This is a genomic window from Anaeromonas frigoriresistens (assembly GCF_016820655.1).
Taxonomy (GTDB): Bacteria; Bacillota; Clostridia; order Tissierellales; family SIT17; genus Anaeromonas; species Anaeromonas frigoriresistens.
On record NZ_WSFT01000040.1, the window covers coordinates 80,373 to 100,370 of the forward strand.

22 protein-coding genes are annotated in these 19,998 nt (G+C 29.1%); 17 read left to right on the top strand and 5 right to left on the bottom strand.

Going from position 1 to position 19,998, the window contains the following annotated elements:
- Positions 1-79 precede the first annotated feature (79 nt).
- The 4 genes from sigI (at position 80) to GOQ27_RS11470 (ending at position 3,412) form a co-directional block, all read left to right on the top strand.
- Positions 80-847: an RNA polymerase sigma-I factor gene (gene sigI, locus GOQ27_RS11455; RefSeq protein WP_203367001.1), complete on the top strand. Its 768-nt coding sequence runs from the start codon at positions 80-82 to the stop codon at positions 845-847.
- Entirely contained in the window at positions 786-1,814 is a 1,029-nt protein-coding gene (locus GOQ27_RS11460) for an anti-sigma factor domain-containing protein (protein WP_203367002.1), read from the top strand. Before sigI ends, GOQ27_RS11460 begins: the two co-directional genes overlap by 62 nt.
- A gap of 275 nt (positions 1,815-2,089) precedes the next feature.
- Positions 2,090-2,542, top strand: a complete 453-nt coding sequence (locus GOQ27_RS11465) for a GNAT family N-acetyltransferase (RefSeq protein WP_203367003.1) — start codon at positions 2,090-2,092, stop codon at positions 2,540-2,542.
- Between the two features lie 12 nt (positions 2,543-2,554).
- The gene (locus tag GOQ27_RS11470; RefSeq protein ID WP_203367004.1) at positions 2,555-3,412 is read left to right on the top strand and encodes a DegV family protein; all 858 of its coding nucleotides are present in this window, start codon (positions 2,555-2,557) and stop codon (positions 3,410-3,412) included.
- Positions 3,413-3,465: 53 nt separating this feature from the next.
- On the opposite strand, the gene GOQ27_RS11475 is transcribed toward GOQ27_RS11470, so the two are convergent.
- Complete coding sequence (locus tag GOQ27_RS11475; RefSeq protein WP_203367005.1) at positions 3,466-3,987, bottom strand: peptidylprolyl isomerase; 522 nt, start codon at positions 3,985-3,987, stop codon at positions 3,466-3,468.
- Between the two features lie 148 nt (positions 3,988-4,135).
- Here GOQ27_RS11475 and GOQ27_RS11480 point away from each other — a divergent pair, with 148 nt between their 5' ends.
- The 6 genes from GOQ27_RS11480 to GOQ27_RS11505 all read left to right on the top strand — a co-directional run bounded on the left by GOQ27_RS11480 (position 4,136) and on the right by GOQ27_RS11505 (position 10,850).
- Complete coding sequence (locus GOQ27_RS11480) at positions 4,136-4,753, top strand: histidine phosphatase family protein (protein WP_203367006.1); 618 nt, start codon at positions 4,136-4,138, stop codon at positions 4,751-4,753.
- Between the two features lie 143 nt (positions 4,754-4,896).
- Complete coding sequence (locus GOQ27_RS11485) at positions 4,897-5,262, top strand: VOC family protein (protein ID WP_203367007.1); 366 nt, start codon at positions 4,897-4,899, stop codon at positions 5,260-5,262.
- Positions 5,263-5,535: 273 nt separating this feature from the next.
- On the top strand, positions 5,536-6,453 hold the full coding sequence (locus tag GOQ27_RS11490) for an ABC transporter permease subunit (RefSeq protein ID WP_203367008.1): 918 nt from the start codon (positions 5,536-5,538) through the stop codon (positions 6,451-6,453).
- Complete coding sequence (locus GOQ27_RS11495; RefSeq protein ID WP_203367009.1) at positions 6,450-8,864, top strand: ABC transporter permease subunit; 2,415 nt, start codon at positions 6,450-6,452, stop codon at positions 8,862-8,864. The genes GOQ27_RS11490 and GOQ27_RS11495 overlap by 4 nt, the downstream gene beginning before the upstream one ends.
- Before the next feature lie 17 nt (positions 8,865-8,881).
- Positions 8,882-9,862, top strand: coding sequence for an ABC transporter ATP-binding protein (locus tag GOQ27_RS11500; protein WP_203367010.1), 981 nt, complete (start codon positions 8,882-8,884; stop codon positions 9,860-9,862).
- The gene (locus tag GOQ27_RS11505; protein ID WP_203367011.1) at positions 9,855-10,850 is read left to right on the top strand and encodes an ABC transporter ATP-binding protein; all 996 of its coding nucleotides are present in this window, start codon (positions 9,855-9,857) and stop codon (positions 10,848-10,850) included. Before GOQ27_RS11500 ends, GOQ27_RS11505 begins: the two co-directional genes overlap by 8 nt.
- Before the next feature lie 26 nt (positions 10,851-10,876).
- On the opposite strand, the gene GOQ27_RS11510 is transcribed toward GOQ27_RS11505, so the two are convergent.
- A complete protein-coding gene (locus GOQ27_RS11510; protein ID WP_203367012.1) occupies positions 10,877-11,314 on the bottom strand; it encodes a hypothetical protein in 438 nt (145 codons plus the stop codon).
- Positions 11,315-11,752: 438 nt separating this feature from the next.
- Here GOQ27_RS11510 and GOQ27_RS11515 point away from each other — a divergent pair, with 438 nt between their 5' ends.
- The 4 genes from GOQ27_RS11515 to GOQ27_RS11530 all read left to right on the top strand — a co-directional run bounded on the left by GOQ27_RS11515 (position 11,753) and on the right by GOQ27_RS11530 (position 15,181).
- Positions 11,753-12,490: a flavodoxin family protein gene (locus GOQ27_RS11515; RefSeq protein WP_203367013.1), complete on the top strand. Its 738-nt coding sequence runs from the start codon at positions 11,753-11,755 to the stop codon at positions 12,488-12,490.
- Between the two features lie 20 nt (positions 12,491-12,510).
- On the top strand, positions 12,511-13,764 hold the full coding sequence (gene dsdA / locus GOQ27_RS11520) for a D-serine ammonia-lyase (protein WP_203367014.1): 1,254 nt from the start codon (positions 12,511-12,513) through the stop codon (positions 13,762-13,764).
- 67 nt (positions 13,765-13,831) lie between these two features.
- A complete protein-coding gene (locus GOQ27_RS11525; protein ID WP_203367015.1) occupies positions 13,832-14,401 on the top strand; it encodes a LemA family protein in 570 nt (189 codons plus the stop codon).
- 15 nt (positions 14,402-14,416) lie between these two features.
- Positions 14,417-15,181, top strand: coding sequence for a TPM domain-containing protein (locus tag GOQ27_RS11530; protein WP_203367016.1), 765 nt, complete (start codon positions 14,417-14,419; stop codon positions 15,179-15,181).
- 36 nt (positions 15,182-15,217) lie between these two features.
- On the opposite strand, the gene GOQ27_RS11535 is transcribed toward GOQ27_RS11530, so the two are convergent.
- The 3 genes from GOQ27_RS11535 to GOQ27_RS11545 form a co-directional block, all read right to left on the bottom strand.
- Positions 15,218-17,293, bottom strand: a complete 2,076-nt coding sequence (locus tag GOQ27_RS11535) for an ATP-dependent helicase (RefSeq protein WP_252187817.1) — start codon at positions 17,291-17,293, stop codon at positions 15,218-15,220.
- Positions 17,294-17,365: 72 nt separating this feature from the next.
- Complete coding sequence (locus tag GOQ27_RS11540) at positions 17,366-17,557, bottom strand: ferredoxin (protein WP_203367017.1); 192 nt, start codon at positions 17,555-17,557, stop codon at positions 17,366-17,368.
- A gap of 82 nt (positions 17,558-17,639) precedes the next feature.
- Complete coding sequence (locus tag GOQ27_RS11545; RefSeq protein WP_203367018.1) at positions 17,640-18,374, bottom strand: class I SAM-dependent methyltransferase; 735 nt, start codon at positions 18,372-18,374, stop codon at positions 17,640-17,642.
- A gap of 155 nt (positions 18,375-18,529) precedes the next feature.
- On the opposite strand from GOQ27_RS11545, the gene GOQ27_RS11550 reads away from it, so the two are divergent.
- The 3 genes from GOQ27_RS11550 (at position 18,530) to GOQ27_RS11560 (ending at position 19,965) form a co-directional block, all read left to right on the top strand.
- Positions 18,530-19,081 (top strand): hypothetical protein, encoded by a 552-nt coding sequence (locus GOQ27_RS11550; RefSeq protein ID WP_203367019.1) that lies wholly within the window; start codon positions 18,530-18,532, stop codon positions 19,079-19,081.
- 121 nt (positions 19,082-19,202) lie between these two features.
- Entirely contained in the window at positions 19,203-19,481 is a 279-nt protein-coding gene (locus GOQ27_RS11555) for a 2Fe-2S iron-sulfur cluster-binding protein (protein ID WP_203367020.1), read from the top strand.
- A gap of 127 nt (positions 19,482-19,608) precedes the next feature.
- A complete protein-coding gene (locus tag GOQ27_RS11560; RefSeq protein WP_203367021.1) occupies positions 19,609-19,965 on the top strand; it encodes a hypothetical protein in 357 nt (118 codons plus the stop codon).
- The last annotated feature ends 33 nt before the right edge of the window (positions 19,966-19,998 follow it).

Here is a 19,998-nt window from a genome sequence, read left to right on the forward strand (position 1 = left end):
TGGAATGGACTGTTTAAGAAAATATACTGTATTATAAATATAGATTATTAATAGAACACTAAATGAGCGAGGTGAAAAAATGATCTTTAAAAGAAACCTTGAAGACCGAGTTGAAGATGCAAAAAAGGAAGAAGAAGAATTAAATAAATTAATAGATGAATATAAGCCATTTATAGCAAGTACTGCTCAACAGAGAGTAGGTAGATATCTAAGATATGGACAAGATGATGAACTTACAATAGGGATGCTAGCATTTAAAGAAGCTATAGAGGGATATGATAGAGAAAAGGGTAAGTTTTTAACATTTGCTAAAAGAGTTATCCAGTTAAGGTTAATAGATTATTATAGAAAAAATAAAAGAATAAACAAAGAAATACTTTTAAAAGAAGATGATGAAAAAGAGATAAGTAGTAATATACAAGATAAAGAAGCTATACATAGTTTTAAATTAATAGAAGAAAACAGACTGAGGAAAGAAGAAATTCTAGAGTATAAGGAAGAGTTATTAACTTGGGGAATAAAATTCGAAGATTTAGTAAAGGCTTCACCAAGTCATAAAAAACTCAGGGAATTATATAATGAAATTGCAATGATAATAATAAATAATACTTCTATAATGGGAAAACTAAATAGAACTAAGCGACTTCCAATAAAAGATATTCAAGACATAAAAAAAATACACCGAAAAAAGTTAGAGAGAGGTCGAATATATATCATATCAGCAGTAATAGTTTTGCGGGGTGATTATGTTTATATCAGGGAATATATAAATGGAGGTGATAGTAATGAAAGCAGTAGTTATGGAGGTAATGGAAGAAAAATTAATAGTATTAACCAAAGATGGTAGATTCGTAGAAATAGAGAAAGAAAGAAAGAGTATTGATATAGGTCAAGAGATTAGCTTTACTGAGAAAAGAAATTATAACTATAATTCTAATATAAGAAGATTTATTGCAGCTGCAGCTATCTTTATATTTATGATGACCTCAGGATATGGAGTCTATGGTTATTATAATCCCTTTGGATATGTAAATGTGGATATTAATCCAAGTGTAGAAATAGCCTATAATTTGTATGACAGAGTAATAAATGTAGAAGGTATAAATGAAGATGGACAATATATTACTGAAGAGTTAAAGGAATATAAAAATAGAAAAATAGATGAAGTGGTAAGTAAAGTCATAGATAAAGCAATGGAAAATGGATATATGGAAGAGGATGAGAATGCAGTCCTAATAACATTAACAGATGAAAAAAACAATATAGATAAGGAAAAACTATTAAATGAAGTGAATGAACATATAGAGGAAGGATTAAAAGATGAAAAAGTAGTAGAAGTTACTATGCTATCTAATACCACTAAAGATTATACAACTTCAAAAGTGAAAGAGATTTCTCCAGGGAAAATGAAAATAATTAATAAAGCTATAAAAGTAGATCAATCACTTACAGAAAAAGAATTATCTACTAAATCTGTAAAGGAAATAATGAATATAATAAAAGATAACAAAAAGAATGAAAAAGAAGATGAAAAAATTAATAAAAATAAGCCATTGAAAAATAAAGAAAAATTGAAAGATAGTCAAAAAGAAGATAAAAAGAAATATATAAAATCAAATAATAAAGAAAAAAATAATCCAAATAAATTTAAAGAAAATTTAAAAGATAAAAAAGAGAAAATAGATAGTGAAAATTATATAAATAATAAACAAAACAATAATAACAACGGAAATGATAAAAAAAATCAGAATAACAAAAATAATAACAACGGAAATGATAAAAAAAATAATAATTCATTTAATGGAAAAAAATAATTTAAGGCCCAATATATGGGCCTTATTCTTTTGCTTTTTTGGAATTAAATAAGTGTTAAAGCGGCTAAAATAGCTATTATCAATATAATCACACCTATTATTCCATATAATGTTTTTTTTCTTATGAAGAAAATCTTAGACATTAAATCACCCCTTATTTTTCTATAGGATGGAAAGAATTATAACCTTATAGTATAATTTATTTAAGTATATTTTTATATATTACTAATTATAGTTAAAAGAATACAATCCTATGACTACTTTGGAGGGATTTTATGAGTTTATTTATTAAAAGCTACGAAGAATTAACGAAGGATGAATTGTATAAGATATTAAAAGAGAGAATTAATGTCTTTGTAGTTGAACAAAATTGTCCTTATCCTGAGATAGACGGTAGAGATATAGACTCTTATCATATATTTTTAAAGGATAGTGAGAGTATCTTGGCATATGTAAGGGTATTAAAGCCTGGTATATCCTTTGAGGAGGCATCTATAGGTAGAGTACTAGTGAATGAAGACAATCGAGGATTAGGATTAGGCAAGAAAATAATGGAAAATGCTATACAATTTATTACTAATGAATTAAGATATAATATAATAAGAATTTCTGCTCAAGAATATTTATTAAAATTTTATCAAGAATTAGGATTTAAAAAAGTTTCAGAGATGTATTTAGAAGATGGGATCCCACATGTGGAGATGGTTTTTCAGGGGAATAATAAATAAGGAGATGGTTTGATGAGGGTAAAAATAATAACTGATAGTGCATGCGATTTGCCAAAGGAAATTATAAAAAAATATGATATTGAGGTAATGCCTTTAATGGTTATACTAAATGAAAAAGAGTATGAAGATGGTGTTGATATAGAAGCAGAAAATCTATATAAAAGGATGAGGGAAGGTGCTGCACCTAAAACAGCTCAAGCATCACCAGGAAAGATTAAAGAAGTATTCACTAAATATGCAAAAGAAAATAGGGAATGTGTATATGTAGGTTTTTCTTCGGAATTATCTGGAACATTTAATACATCAGTAATTATGAAAGAAGAAGTATTAGAAGAATATCCTGATTTTAAAATAGAAGTATTTGATTCTAAGGCTGCTTCAATGGGATTTGGTCTTATAGTACATAAAGCTGGTCAGTTAGCTGAAGAAGGCAAGAGTATAGAAGAAATATTAGAAGCTGTAGACTTTTATAGCAAGCATATGGAACATATATTTACAGTGGATAGTTTAGAATATCTTTATAGAGGTGGAAGAGTTAGTAAGACTAAAGCCTTTGTTGGTGGATTATTGAATATCAAACCTATATTAGATGTAGAAGATGGTAAATTAATACCTATTGAAAAGGTTAGAGGAAGAAATAAAGTAGTAAAAAGAATGATAGAGATAATGAAAGAAAGAGGAAAAGACTTAGAAAATCAAGTGGTTGGAATAAGTCATGGAGATGATATAGAAGTTGCTATGCAAGCAAAAGAACTAATGGAGACGAATTTTGGTGTAAAAAACTTTATCGTAAGCATGATAGGCTCTTCGGTTGGATCCCATTCTGGTCCGGGAACTTTAGCTATATTTTTCTTAAATAAAACGGAATAATAAAATAACTTTTATATAAATTAGAAGGCATCCTTAAAAGGATGCCTTCTAACTTATATTTTCTCTGGTTCTTTAAAGTCGTTTCCATTTAAATCTACAGTAACAGATTCGATTCTTTGTTCTTTTAAAGGTTTATCACTATAGTCTGTATCAGTTTCAGCTATTTTATCTACATTTTCAATACCCTCAATAACTTTACCAAAAGCAGCATATTGACCATCTAGATGGGGAGAGTTCTTATGCATTATGAAAAATTGACTTCCCGCAGAATCAGGATGAGCTGATCTAGCCATAGATATAACTCCTCTATCATGTTTTAAATCATTTTTAACTCCATTCCCACTAAATTCTCCTTTAATACTGTATCCTGGGCCGCCAGTACCAATACCTTCAGGGCATCCTCCTTGGATCATAAATCCTTTTATAACTCTATGAAAAATAAGTCCATCATAGAAGTTTTTATTAACTAAAGATATAAAGTTATTAACAGTATTTTTAGCAATATCAGGATATAGCTCTACTTTGATTTCGTTTCCATTTTTCATTTTAATATTTACCATTGGATTGTTACTCATTTAATCACCTCATAATTTATTATACACTACATTTGTATGTATATCCTATATTTTAATTAATTATCAACAAAAACTCAATATGGTATTATTATATTTGATATAATTATAAAATAAATAATAAAACATTTAAATAATAGAGGTGATATTTGTGACAAAATTATATCTAACAAGGCATGGACAAACGGTATGGAATTCAGAAAGACGTTTTCAAGGACAACAAGGATCTCCTTTAACAGAAAAAGGGATTGAAGGAGCTAAAAAGTTAGGTGATAGATTAAAGAATATAGAGTTTGGAGCAATATATGCTAGTCCTTTACCAAGAGCCTATGACACAGCAGAGATAATAAAAGGTGATAGAGATATAAAAATAATTAAAGAAGAAAGAATTAAAGAAATGAGTTTCGGAGATTGGGAAGGAGTAAAGGCCAAAGTAGTTCAGGAAAGTGATGCTGAAATGTTTAATAACCTCTGGAATAATCCTATAGCTTATATGTCAGAAAAAGGAGAAACATATCAACAAGTATATGATAGAGTAATACCAGTAATAGAAGAGATAAAAGAGAAGTATGAGGGGAATGTACTTATAGTAGCCCATGGTATAGTGTTAGCTATAATAATGCTTTATGTTAAAGGAAGACCATTAAAGGATTTATGGGAGGATGAAGTTCTTCCTAATACAAGCCTTACAATAGTAGATGCAAAGAATGATAAATTCAATATAGAATTATATGGAGATATATCCCATAATGATAGCATGACTAGATAATTTGTCATCTGAAGGTAGTAGAGAGTCTTGAAGATAAGCTCCTTCGCTTTGCTCAGGATGACAGTCAGATAGTGATGGCTCTATTATTAGGTTTGTCATTCAGAACGTAGTGAAGAATCTTAAAAAAACAAGGGGGAATTAAAATGTATGATATAGCCCATATAGCAGTTGTAGTAAAGAATATAGATAAATCAAAAGAGTTTTATCAAAAAGTACTAGGTTGTGAAGTAGAAGGTGATTTTGAAGATGATAGGTTAAAATTCCTATATCTTAAATCTGGTAATGGAATAATAGAGCTTCTTCAGTATAAAGAGAAAGATGTAGAAAGATCTAGGGGAATAATTGATCATATTGCTTTTACAGTAGAAGATCTAGATAAAGCTATAAAAAGAGCAAAACAGTATAATGCATTATTTATCTTTGATGAGCCCAAAATAGTGAATAGCATGAAGATTATTTTTATAGAGGGTCCTGATGGAGAGAGAATAGAGTTTATAGAAAACATATAGTAAAAGTGTAATAATAGATAAAAGTTGTAAAATACCTATAATAATTTATTATAGGTATTTTTTATAGTCTAGGAAAGTTAATTTAATAAAATATTTTACTTTATATTATATATTTCAAAATAAATATTAAGTATATATGACAAATGAATTTTAAATATTAAAAAAAAGTTACAAATGAAAAATCAAGAAGGTATATAAGACTATTTGCGGAATTTACAGAATATACAGAATATGGGGGAGGCATTTAAGAATTATAAAAAAGGAGGAAGTATGTTGAAAGTAAATAAGAAATTTATAATTAACATTTTAATCAATATTATTGTAACTATAATCACATTAACATTTATATTGTTTATATTAAATTTGCCAAAGAATACTTATGTAAATATTGATATTAAAAAATTTAATATAGAGACGAATATTCAATATAAACAAATTTTTATTCAAGTAATGGATTACTACAAGATGTTATTGTCAGGAACCTTCGGAAAGACTACTACTAGTAAAGTGGTTTGGAGATTTGTTAAATCAGGGTTCAAAAATTCATTTATAATACTTAGTTTCTCATTGTTCTTTGCAATTACTCTAGGAATAATTAAAGGAATCTTTGACAGTAAAAAGCATAAAAGATATCCATCAAATCTTAAAACATTAAGTACTCTTACCATACTAGCAATGCCTGATGTATTTTTGATATTAGTATTACAATTTTTTGCTGTAATACTTTATAGAAATGGATTTGAATTTTTACCAGCAGCAGGATTTGGAGGATGGAAATATACTATTTTACCAATCACTGCATTAACACTGATACCTATGTCATATATAGCCAGAATAACCTCATTATCTATAGATGAAAATTATGAAAAGAATTATGTGACTACTGCTTTAGGAAAAGGTGCTTCTAATAAAAGGATTATTTATATACATATCATAAGAAATGCAATAATGGATATATTAGATTCTTTTACGTCTATAGCTACTATAATTATCTCAACACTATTATTAGTTGAATATATGTTTGGATATCCAGGGTTAGCTCTTATTATGTTTAAAAACTATGAGTCAGGAGAAGTAAATGTTGTTATGGCAATGGCTATAATGATAGGACTTATGTATTTTGTTCTTAATATCTTATTTAAAATACTAAGATATATATTAAATCCTAAGTTAAGAGGTGGAGCCAGTTGATAAATAAATTAAAGAAAATCAATACTCCATTAATTTTAGGGCTGATCTTAGTATCTATAATATTATTTATAGCTATATATGGATATCAATTAATACCACTAGACCCTTTCTCTACACATTTTAGTTTACCTAAAGTGGTAGACGGAGAATTAAAGATTGATAATCCTCCCCATGATCCTAATGATATAAATATATGGGGAACAGATGTAATAGGCAGAGATGTATTTAGTAGAGTTATTTATGGAACTAAACTAACTATCCAATTGGGCTTACTCATAGCATTATTTAGGTTTTTAGTAGCTTTGCCCTTTGCTTTTTTTGCTGGCTTTGGAGGAAGGATAAGCTCTAAAATAATAGATATATTTAATACAACATTCAGTGCGATACCAGCTTTAATTGTGAGTTTTATAGTGTTAGGATTAGGGTTTATTAGAGTTATGGAAATAGAATCAGCAGTTATAGCATATATAGTGGTTTTAACTTTTGTAGGGTGGGGAAGGTTTGCTACAATTCTTAGAGACAGAATAAAAGATATATTATCAAAAGATTTTATTAAAGGAGAAGTAGCTATAGGAAAAAATAAATTTTCTATAGCCGTACAAAATGTTTTACCCCACCTATTTGCTAGTATATTAATCTATTATTTGATAGAGGTAAGTAGAGTTTTAATTATAATAGCAGAGTTAGGTGTTCTTGGTGTATATATCGGAGTTAATAAAGTTAATATGGATTTAATAAATGAACTTAAAATTGATATTGTACCCAGTTATTATCCGGAATGGGGCTCCATGCTTTCATCAGCTAGATATGCAATAACAGCATGGAAACCATGGATTGTGATATATCCTGCATTAGCAATATTTATAAGTGTACTAGGATTTAATTTATTAGGAGAAGGTTTAAAGATAGAATTAAATAAAAGAAATTCAAAATTTATTATATTCTTAAAGCACATTCCTTATCATTTATCACCAAGAACATATATTTATCAAATAAGAACTATGAAAAGATATAAGAAAAGTGTCTTCATAAAAACCGCTGTAGTAGTAGGGATTATAATTTATTTTATACTTCCTTCTCCTAAAAGTCAGTTTGATATAGATAAAGAACAGTTGTATAGTCATGTGGAAGAATTATCTAAAGAAAAATATGGAGGAAGAAAGTTAGGAACAGAAGGTAAAGAAATTGCTTCAGAATATATATTAAATCAATTAAAGAATAGTGGGGTAGAACCTTTATTTGGTGAAAGTTATATTCAGAAAGATAGTGTGGAAGTAAATATGAAAACAGTACAAAAAGTAGATTTTTATATTAATACAGAAAATAAAAATGTTAAGTTTGAGTTTAAAAAGGATTACAATCTATTTAGATTATTTTTAGATAAAACTTCTGACACAACTTATAGTGGAGAGATACGTAGAAGAATATTAAGTTATGAGAATTATGAAAAAGGAAACTATGATGAAAATGAAAAGTACTTTATTGTTATGAGTGAAAGTAGAAGATATAATCATAGCACTGTAATGAGATTAATGGAAGAAAAATTTATTGATGGACTATTCTTTGTAATGCAAGATGCAGTGATACGATCATATCGTGATATAGAGATAATGGGTCCTTTAACAGAGTTAGAAAAAACTGAAGGTTTTTTTGGAGCTATGGACTTTCCAGTAACCCAGGAAACGGCAGATATTCTTAAATCCTATGAAGGAGAGGAATTTGTATTGGATATTACATTGGAATATATTGATAAATATGATGTTAAAAATATTGGGGGAGTTATTAAAGGGAAAGACTCCACTAAACCACCGATGATACTAGCTTGTAATTATGATTATAAAGGAATTACTAATGGATTAGAGGATGAAGGACTTTTATACAATGGAACATCTATTGCAACTAATTTAGAAGTTGCAAGGGTTTTAAAGGAGAAGGACTTCAAACCAGATAGAGATATATATGTTACATTCTTTGATGCTTCTATTACAAATAAGAAAAAAGGTATGGATGCTTTTAGAAAATCTGATGTCTACGAAAATATGTCAGAAGATCATTTCATCATGTTTCTTAATTATTTAGGATATAAGGACTCAGATACTTTATTTTTAGATACTTCTTTACTATTTTCTGATAATAAAGCCCATTATAATTTTACAAAAATTCTTACAAAAAGAGGTAAGGAGTTAGATATGAATTTAAAATTAGATAGGGTGGCAGAGCCTATGGATGGAATCACAAATATGAATGCCAATGGCAGTAGTGGAATATCTATTGGATCTGTAAATGATATAACTAGAAGTAAGGCAGATACTTTAGAACAAAACTTGAAAATTATAGATGAAGAAAAATTAGAAAAACAGGCTCAATTAATAATTGATGCTATTACAATGTATAATTATGAACTTAAATAGAATCCAGGGGTGAGAATTTGAAGAATTTATTAAAGGTTGAAAATTTAAAGACTCATTTTAAGCTAGATGATAAGACTGTATATGCAGTAAATGATGTATCCTTTGAAATAAAAAAAGGAGAGATAGTGGCGCTTATTGGAGAATCGGGAAGTGGTAAGTCTGTTACTGCTCTATCAATTATGGGGATATTACCGATGCCTCCAGGTGAGATAAAATCAGGTGAAGTAATATTTGATGGAGAGGATTTATTAAGTAAGAAAAGAAAAGATCTTAAAAGTATCAGAGGAAATGAGATATCCATGATTTATCAAGAACCTATGACATCATTGAATCCTATGTTAAAGGTAGGATATCAAATAAAAGAAGCTCTCACCATTCATAATAAGGCAAAAGGAAAAGAAGCTAAAGCAAAGGCTATAGAGTTACTTAGAAAAGTAGATATACCAGAGCCAGAGAAAAGATATAACTCTTATCCCTATGAATTGAGTGGTGGTATGCGACAAAGGGTAATGATAGCTATGGCATTAATATGTAATCCTAAACTACTCATAGCTGATGAGCCTACTACTGCCCTTGATGTGACAATACAAGCAGAAATATTAGAATTAATCAAAGATCTAAAAAATGAATATAATATGTCAGTATTATTTATTACTCATGATTTAGGTGTAGTCACTAATATTGCTGATAGAATTTTAGTAATGTATGCAGGTAAGATTAGGGAGATAGCAGATACAAAAGAATTATACAAGAATCCTTTACATCCTTATACTGTAGGATTGATGAAATGTATTCCTAGACTCAATGATCCCACAAAGAAGCTGTACACAATAGATGGAAATGTACCTGACCTGTTAAAAGAGCCAAAGGGCTGTGCTTTTTATGAAAGATGTGAAAAACGGATGGATAAATGTAAAGATAATGTCCCTAGCTTGATTGAATACAGTACAGACCATTATGTTAGATGCTGGCTTTATGAGGAGGGAAAAAATGAATAATAAAGAAACATTAATTAAGGTAGAAAATCTAAAAAAATATTTCCCTATGAATAAATCCAATATATTAACCCATACACAAAATGTGAAGGCTGTAGATGGCATTTCCTTTGATATTTTAAAGGGAGAGACCTTTGGGTTGGTTGGAGAAAGTGGGTCAGGAAAAAGTACTACAGGTCATCTGATTCTTAGATTATTAAATCCTACAGATGGAAAAGTATATGTAGAAGACAAAGATATATATCAACATTCGGATAGAAAATTTAGGAAGATGAGAAAAGATTTACAGATAATATTTCAAGATGCTTCTTGGGCTTTAGATCCTAAGATGATAATAGAGGATATATTAACAGAGCCTTTGAGAATTCATAAAATAGTCCCTAGATTTGAAACGGAAAAAGAAGTAAAAAGATTATTAGATATTGTGGGTCTATCAAAAAATGATGCTAAAAAATTCCCCCATGAATTTAGTGGAGGGCAAAGACAAAGGATAGGTATTGCCAAGGCAATATCTACTAGGCCAAAGTTTATTCTATGTGACGAGCCAGTTTCAGCACTTGATGTATCTATACAATCAAAAATATTAAATCTGCTTACTGATTTACAAAGGGAATATGATCTTACATATTTATTTATTGCCCATGGTCTTAATGTAGTAAAGCATGTATCTGATAGAGTAGGGGTAATGTATTTAGGAAAGATAATGGAAATAGGGAATGTAAATACCATATACAACGATCCGAAGCACCCATATACCAAAGCTTTGATATCAGCATTTCCTGATCCAAATCCTGAAGTGAAAAATGAGAGAATAGTATTAAAAGGTGAGATACCAAGCCCGATAAATCCACCAAAAGGATGTCTATTTCATACAAGATGTCCCTATAAAATGGATATATGCGATAAAGTCATACCGCAACTTACGGATATCAATGAAGGACATAAATCAGCTTGTTTTTTAAATGAAGAAGTAATGGCAAAGATAGAATAAAAGAACTGGAGTAATCCAGTTCTTTTTTAGCAACTAAAGAAGTCTATCCTATCTAAGTCTATTCCTGTATATACCCATCTATTAAAGCGTCTTACCCATCTATATCCAGCAATACTATTTCTACCTAGGAATACAGGATAAAACCAGAATCTTCTTCCATTATCTAAGCGTACTCTAGTCATTCTATATAAACAACGTCTTATGGAACCAGGATCTACCCGATAAGGTGAAAAATCCGATTCAAAATCTGGGCCAAAAGGTGGTGGAGGTCCAGCGGGGGGGCCATCTGGGCCTCTTCCAGGTGGTCCTGGAGGTCCATCAGGACGTCTTCCTGGAGATCTGCCAGGGCCAGGACCAAAAGGTCTATCATCATCAAAGGGACCATCTGGTCTTGGTCCAAAAAATCCATCAGGACCAAAGAATCCATCTGGGGAAAATTCTTGCATATATCTAAAATCATCCATATTAATATACTCCTTTCTTGATACTACTATATTATATTGATGGATAATTAGAGTTGTGATTTAATGATTATAAAAAATGAAAATTTTTTTGAAAAAAGACTTGATAATCATTCTCAATTATGCTATTATAGTTATAGAGTTGATAATGAGTCTCAATTAAAGACGAGTTACAGCTATTGACAAAGATTAATCAGCGATGTTTAAAGGTGTTGAATAATATATTACCCCCCATTAATCAATACCTACCCATTTACGTAAATTCATAATTTACAAAATTCCATAGTAGTATTTTAAAGTATATCTTGCCGATTATACTTAATAAACACCTCCCTGAATTAGGGAACCCCTAGGGTACGAACCTAGGGGTTTTTTTTGTGTGAAAATTAGAATAGAATATATGTAAAGGGTAATTGAATATTAATATAGGTAGGGGTGCTGATGGGAAAAAGAGTGATAGCTATTAATAGTAGTAAGCGAAAGAAGAATACTTATGGTATATTAAAAGAGTTGAAAGAAAAGTTTAAAGAGCAGGATATTCATATAGATATTTTGAATTTATTTGAATATAATATAACCCCTTGTGTTGGGTGTGAATCTTGTGTTAGGTTTGATAAATGTGGATTAAAGGATGATACAGAAAAGTTAATGGAAATATTAAAATCATATGACGGAGTTATACTTAGTTCTCCCGTATACATGGGCAATGTTTCTGGAATGATGAAATTATTTATTGATAGGACTGCTAAGTGGTTTCATAGGCCAGAACTTGTAGGAAAACCTATTATGTATGTTGTAACTACAGCAGCTTCGGGAATAAATGATACAACTAAGTATTTAAAGGGAGTATCTATTCAATGGGGTATGATGCCTACTTCAAGTATCACTAGAACAGTAAATACCATTAAGAAGGATATAAGAAAAGAGGAATACAGTGATTTTATAAATCATTTAAAAATGCATAGAGATAACTTTAAACCTTCTCTCAATCAATTAATAATGTATCAAGTTCAAAAGGTATTGGCTATAAAAATTCATGAAATAGATAGAGTGTTTTGGACTGAAAGAGGATGGAATAATAGTATTTATTATTATGGTAAAATACCCGCCTATAAAAAAAGTGTAGCAAAGATTTTTTATAATATGCTTTATAAAAAAGTAAAAAAGGTAGAAAACTAATTTAATAGAGAGGTGAAAATATGGATGAATATAATAGAAATACATTAGAAAAGATAAAAGCATTAAAACCTTTGTTTTGGGGAAACCCAAATAAACTTATGTTTGAAAATATGGCTACAAAATTAGATATAAAATATAGCCAAATATTAGAAGCTGAAGATAGACTTAATAGATTTGCTCCTCTAATAAAAAGATTATTTCCAGAAACAGAAGATGGAATAATAGAATCTAAATTAATAAAGGCTGATGATTTAATAAAATCCTTAGAACAGTCTTATACTATAGATATCAATGGAGATTTATATTTAAAATGTGATAACTATTTAGACATAGCTGGTTCGATTAAAGCCAGAGGTGGAATATATGAAGTTTTAAAAATAACAGAAGATATTTTACTAGATAATAATCTAATAAGTTTAGATGGAGATTATTCTAAGATTACAGAAGGGTCATATAGAGATATTTTTTCTCAACATACTATAATAGTAGGCTCCACAGGAAATTTAGGAATGAGTATAGGTATAATGTCCACTGCTTTAGGGTTTAATGCAGAAATACATATGTCAAAGGATGCAAAAGAATGGAAGAAATCATTATTAAGAAGTAAAGGCGCAATTGTAATTGAACATAAAGATGACTATTCAAAAGCAGTTGAAGAAGGAAGGAAGAAAGCGCTAGCTGATAAAAAAGCATTTTTTATTGATGATGAAAACTCTATAGATTTATTTTTAGGATATAGTGTAGCAGCCTTGAGAGTAGAGAAACAATTAATTGATATGGGTGTTATAGTTGATAGAGAAAATCCACTACATGTATATTTACCCTGTGGGGTTGGAGGAGCTCCTGGAGGGATAGCATTAGGACTTAAATACGTATTCAAGGATAATGTGTACTGTTACTTTGTAGAGCCTACCCATGCTCCTTGTATGCTACTTAGTTTAGTAACAGGGGATCATGAAAAGGTAAAAATATCTGATTATAGTATAGATAATGTAACTGAAGCTGATGGATTAGCTGTAGGTTCCCCATCAGGTTTAGTATCAAGAATAGCTGACTTCTTAATTGATGGTATATATACAATAGAGGATGAAGAGTTATTTAAGTTATTAAGCATATTGAAGGATTCAGAAGATATAAAGGCAGAGCCATCTGCTGTATCGAGTTTGAAAGGACCTATTATCAATAATAAGAAAGGAAGTCATATCATGTGGCTTACTGGTGGCTTATTTATTCCTGATGATATCTACAATGAAATGTACAATAGAGGTAAATAGCTTCCATTGACTATGCACAAGATAAGTAATAAGATTTAAATATATAATAAATGAAGGGGAGATAAAAATGAATAAAACATTGATAATTGTACTAGTTGCAATATTACTTATAGTAGGTATACCTGCTTTAATGATTGTAGGTAGTTATAATAACTTAGTTTCCTTAGATGAAGAGGTAAATGGAGCTTGGGCTCAAGTTGAGAACCAATTAAAGCGTAGAACTGATTTGATTCCAAATCTTGTGGAAACAGTAAAGGGATTTGCTCAGCAAGAAGAGGATATTTTAGTAGGAGTTACTGAGGCTAGATCTAGAGTGGTAGCAGCGGATTCACCAGAAGAATCAGCCAATGCTAATGCTCAACTTACAAGTGCATTACAAGGACTTAATGTGGTAGTAGAAAGATATCCTGAATTAAAGTCAAATGAGAATTTTATTCGACTTCAAGATGAATTAGCTGGTACAGAAAATAGAATAGCAGTAGCAAGAAAAGATTATAACGATGCTGCTCAAACATTAAATAGTAAAATCAGAAGATTTCCTACGAATATAGCAGCAGGAATATTTGGGATAGATAGAAGAGAGTATTTTGAAGTGTCAGAGGAAGATCAAGAAGTACCTGATGTAAATTTTGAATAGGTGATATAGATGCTTATGCGTAGAATATTCAGTGTACTTTTATTATTTTCTATAATATTTAGTTTTAACATAGCTATAGCAGATGACTTTGAGCTTCCTGATCCTAGCTATGAATTCTATGTATATGATGAAGCTAATATTTTAGATTCTAGTACTGAAAATCATATTATATCAGTAAATAAAAATATTTATCAGAAGTACGGAGCTCAGGTAGTTATTGCAACTGCGAATTCTTTACAGAATCGTTCTATAGAAGAATATTCAGTAGAATTATTTAGGAAATGGGAAATTGGAAGTAAAGAAGAAAACAATGGTATTCTCTTATTGGTAGCACCTAATGAGCAACAATTGAGAATTGAAGTTGGATATGGTTTAGAGGGGCAAATAAATGATGCTAAAGCTGGTAGAATAAGAGATAATTATCTTGTGCCTTATTTCCAACAGGGTGATTATAATAAAGGTGTATTACTAGCATTTGAGGAAATAGTAAAGGAAATAGATGAAGAGTATGAAGGTATAACTGAGGATATTCAAGAAGACAATCTAAATAATGATCCACCTAACAGATCAACTAATGAAATGAGTGGTATCAAGAAGATATTTATCGCAATAATAGTATTGATACTTATCTTTATTGATTTTAGATTTTTTGGTGGTTTCTTAACCTATATGCTAATAAGAAGTATAGGAAGAGGAGGAGGATCTGGTCGTGGAGGCGGCGGTGGTTCCTCTGGAGGAGGAGGCTCTTCTGGAGGTGGCGGTGCCTCAGGAGGATGGTAATAAAAAAACGGACAATTTTGTCCGTTTTTTTATTTTTTATATTATTTTTAATAGATTATTTTCTAAGCTGATACTTAAAGAAATTTTCTTTTTACCATAGGATTTAAAATCTATAGTTATCATATCATCATTAATATCTAGTACAATTCCTTCACCAAAAGATTTATGATTTACCCTATCTCCGTTGTGAATACCTAGTTCACAATGGGATAGAATCTTTTCAAGTTCTGATATGAATCTAGACTGGAAAACTTCTTCTCCATCTCTAGATTTATAAGTTATTAATTTTAGGTCTTTTTTAGCTCTTGTCATACCTACATAAAAGAGTCTTCTTTCTTCCTCTAAAGATTTGCTATTTCCTAAATCATACTCATCTATACTACTTCCAGAAGGGAACTCACTATCTATTAAATCTACCATAAAAACTCTTTCAAACTCTAAACCTTTTGAAGAATGAAGAGTTGAAAGTCTAATCTTACCTTCTTGAAAAGTTCTGTTTGCATATAAAGATTTTTTTAAAAAATCTAATCTATCTAGAATTTCTAATGGATTTGATAAACTCTGAGATATAAAATGAAGAGTAGATATAATAATCTTTATATTTTCATAGGCTTGTCCATATCTTTTAGAGTTATCCCGTAAAAATTGATCATATTCTAAGTCATATAAAACTGAGTCTACAAAATCTTTTGCACTCCACTTTTTTAATGCATTAAATTTATCACGAATTCTTCTGATATTGTTTTTTTGAAAAAACTTTATATCAGGGAATTCCATTAGCTTATCAAAGACAGATTCTGATGAGCTTTTCTTTTTAACAAATTGAACTTGAGCTTTGGAAATGTATCCATTCATTTTATAATATATTCTTTCAAAGGCATGGATATCTGTATTATCGTAGGCTAAGGTGATAAAGGATAAAATATCTCTAATAATCCAATGTTCAAAGAAATTAATCTTTGAATCCCTTATATAAAAAGGTATATCATTTTTTAATAAACCATCTATTATAGCTATAGCTGATATATTATTTCTAAATAACACCGCAGCGTCTTTAGAATTGACTTTTAATTCATCAAATAAGTATTCGTATTGTTTTAAGTCGTTTTTAAATTTAGCAATTGTAACTGGTAAATTTTCAGGATTTTTAGTATGTAAATTTTTATTATATCTAATGAAATTGGATTTTATAAATTCATTAGAAGTATCTACTATATTGCTACTGGATCTATAATTCTGCTCCATAAAGAATATTTTAGAATTCTTATAGAGTTTATCAAAGGTTAGAAGGTACTCAGGATATGCCCCTCTGAAGCCATATATACTTTGGTCATCATCAGCCACTATAAAAATATTATTTCTAGGGGCTGATAATAGTCTTATTATTTCATTTTGAGCTTTAGATGTATCTTGTCCCTCATCTACTTGAATATACTTATATCTATCTCTTATATTGCTAAGGATCAGTGGGTTTTTATTTAATATATCTATAGATAGGGTAAGCATATCATCAAAATCTATATAATTATTTTCTTTCTTAAAACTTTCATATTGTTTGTATATATTTTTAAAATCCTTAATATTAAGATTTTTATATTTAGAGAAATCATTTTCATCTATTAGCATATTTTTTACATAACCAATAGCATTTAGTAGCTCCTCAAGTTTATCTTCGGATGGGATAGTGTTATTTACTTCTTTATATATACCCTTCAATAGTCTAATCTTATTTATTGGAGATTTTTTACCCTCTATAAGGATAAAATTTTTATTATTAATCCTAGAATAGTTACGAATAAGCATATATACAAAACTATGAATGGTGGAAAAATGTACATTCCTATTTATATGACCTCCAAAGACTTTATCAAACCTGTCTTTCATATCCATAGCTGAGGCCTTACTGAAGGTTACAGATAAGATATTATGAGGATTTATATTATGATTTAAAATTAGATTAGCAGTTCTTGCTATAAGCACAGTTGTTTTACCTGCTCCAGGTACAGCTAATACCAAGGCAGGGCCATCCATATGTAACACAGCTTCCCTTTGTTGTTTATTTAAGCTTATATTAAAATTATTTGATAAGTTATTGAAGAAAGTCTCTGGCAATCAAGACACTCCTTAAATTAGAATATTAAAAGTATATCATAAGAATAAAAAAAATCCCAGTATATACTGGGATTACTCTTCTATGGTAATTGCTTCAACAGGGCAAGATTCTTTTGCTTCATTTGCATCAACAATATCATCTGTTGGGATTTCATCTACTATAACCTCAGCTATATTGTCTTCATTCATTTGGAAGATCTTAGGGCAGATTCCCTCACAAAGACCACACCCTATACATGAGTTTTTATCAACCTTTGCTTTCATATTATAGCCTCCTTAAATAATATTTAATGTACTACTAAATGATAACAAAGTATTGAAAATATGTATGTGATAATTGTCACTGTTATTTTCGAGCATAAATAATTGGGAATTCCATATAAAAATCTAATTCATTAAAAGAAATGTAAGGAATAGGTTTATAGATAAAAAAATTACTTTTATCTAATAGATTTACCCATTCCTTTAAATCCTCTTCATCTATTAACCTTTCACAGCTATATAGTAAACCATTGTTTTTTAATAATTTGTATGCTATATCAGCATAATCTTCTTTACTATCTATTTCATGCAACACCTTAATTGATATTACTGTATCAAAATAGGAAGATGAAAATTGACTTATTATATCAATATAATCTATAGTATAAAATTTTATGTTTTTTAGATTAAGTTCCTTGGCAAGTTCCTTAGCTATTTTTATAGAATAAGGATTAATATCAATTCCAATAAAATTAGTATTTCGAAAGCTATAGGCTAAAAAACAAGTGATAAATCCATTGTCACAGCCTATATCTAATACATTTTTCTTTAGATCCATAGATAACATATCTCTAAAAATCTTTTTATAGAAATCACTAGACCAAGATATAAAATCTAGACTAAGACTAAGATTACTATTCTTGACTTTAAACAGTTCATCTTTTTTTTCATCGAATCGTTTTAATAAATTATCAATAATTTGTTGAAATAGAAGTGGGTCATAGTTACTCTCTATATACTCAATAAATGAATCGAAATCATTAAATTTTTTTATGTTCAATCTCTCAAAATATTGATTTATAATTCTTTCTTTATCCATGTGACCTCCTAACAATAACGGTGCTGAACTCTAGTTTATTTAATACTATTATATTACTTTAACATAATAAGTAAAATATGATATAATGGTATTAAGTATTAGTATCAGGTACTAAAAGTTGATACTTAGTTGATACTTATTAGAGGAGGATATGTATGTTAAGTAGTATTTCAAAAAATGAATTATATAACAAAAGTGTACTATTTTTAAATAACGATTATAATAAAGCAAAAATTGAGGCTAAAAATTATATAATAAAATTATCAAAAAACAACCAGAAGGTTATATTATTAGACTCCTTTTGGAGTAAAGAAAAATATAATAGATTTAAAAACTCAAAATATAAAGAGAATATAGAGGGAAGATACCATATTAAATTATCAGTTGAGGATTTTTTGTCTAGAGATAATTTAATAGAATATATGAATGAAAAGAACATTAACATTATAAAAATAAAATCTATTCTAGGGTATATGAGTGCTGCTGAGCTATTCCCTGTAATAATATCTAGATTAAACTCAGTAATTAAAGATGAAACTATTCATGTACTCATAAATGATTATGTATTAGAAAATCTAGAATGGAGTGAAGTAGTAAATGCTCTAAATTCAGTTAATAAAAACAACATAAAATTTATTGTAATTACTAATAGAGATGCCATACCTACGGAATTAGTTGAAAAATGTGAAATAGTGATGAACAAATAATATCATATCAGCCTTTTAAATTTTACTTTTTAGAAAAGAAACTATTAATAAAATACAATACTATATAATTAATTTTTTGGGTATTATATTAAATAGTATTTTCTAGAAAGGGTGTGCAGTTATGCATATTACTATAAATTTTAAAAGATCTGGTAAAGTGGTGAAGACTTATCCTGGATATACCCTACTTCAGATAGCAAGGGCAAATAAAATACCTATACTGTCTCCCTGTGGAGGTAATGCTTTATGTGGAGGATGTAGAGTTAAAGTACTTGAAGGAAATGACATTATGGATGTTAGTGCAGAGGAGTATAATAGACTTAGTGATGAACAAATAGGGGATGATTGGAGATTATCCTGTAGTTTTATTCCTCATGGAGATATTGTAGTGGATGCATAACAAATATATAGCGGAAATGTAAAAGAATTTTTAAAAGTTTGTAAATACTGAAAATTCGACATATAACATCACATGGATGTGTTATAATTTCTTCTGTACTTAAGAAATACAGGATAGGAGGTATATCATGAATATTAGTAAAGATATAGTAGCAAAAGAATATTATAAAGGATTATTAGAATTAAAAGAAACTAATAATGAGATTACCAGCAGGTTATATGAAAAAGCAATAAAAATAGATGAAAGTAAATTTGTGAATGAATACCCTCTGTCAACCTTAGGGATAGTAAGTTATAGAACTTTTTGGGAGTTACTCTTAGAGCTTAAAATTGTTGAGAATCCCTTTCATTGTGAATTAACTCCATCTAATGAATTTGAAAATAAATTAAGAAATATTATAGAGTCATTAATATATGACAGGAACACGCAGTATACAGTAAATGATATTGTATCTATTTTCAAGCAATATAAAATATCAGCATAAATCCCCATAAGGGGATTATTTTTTTGGGAAAAT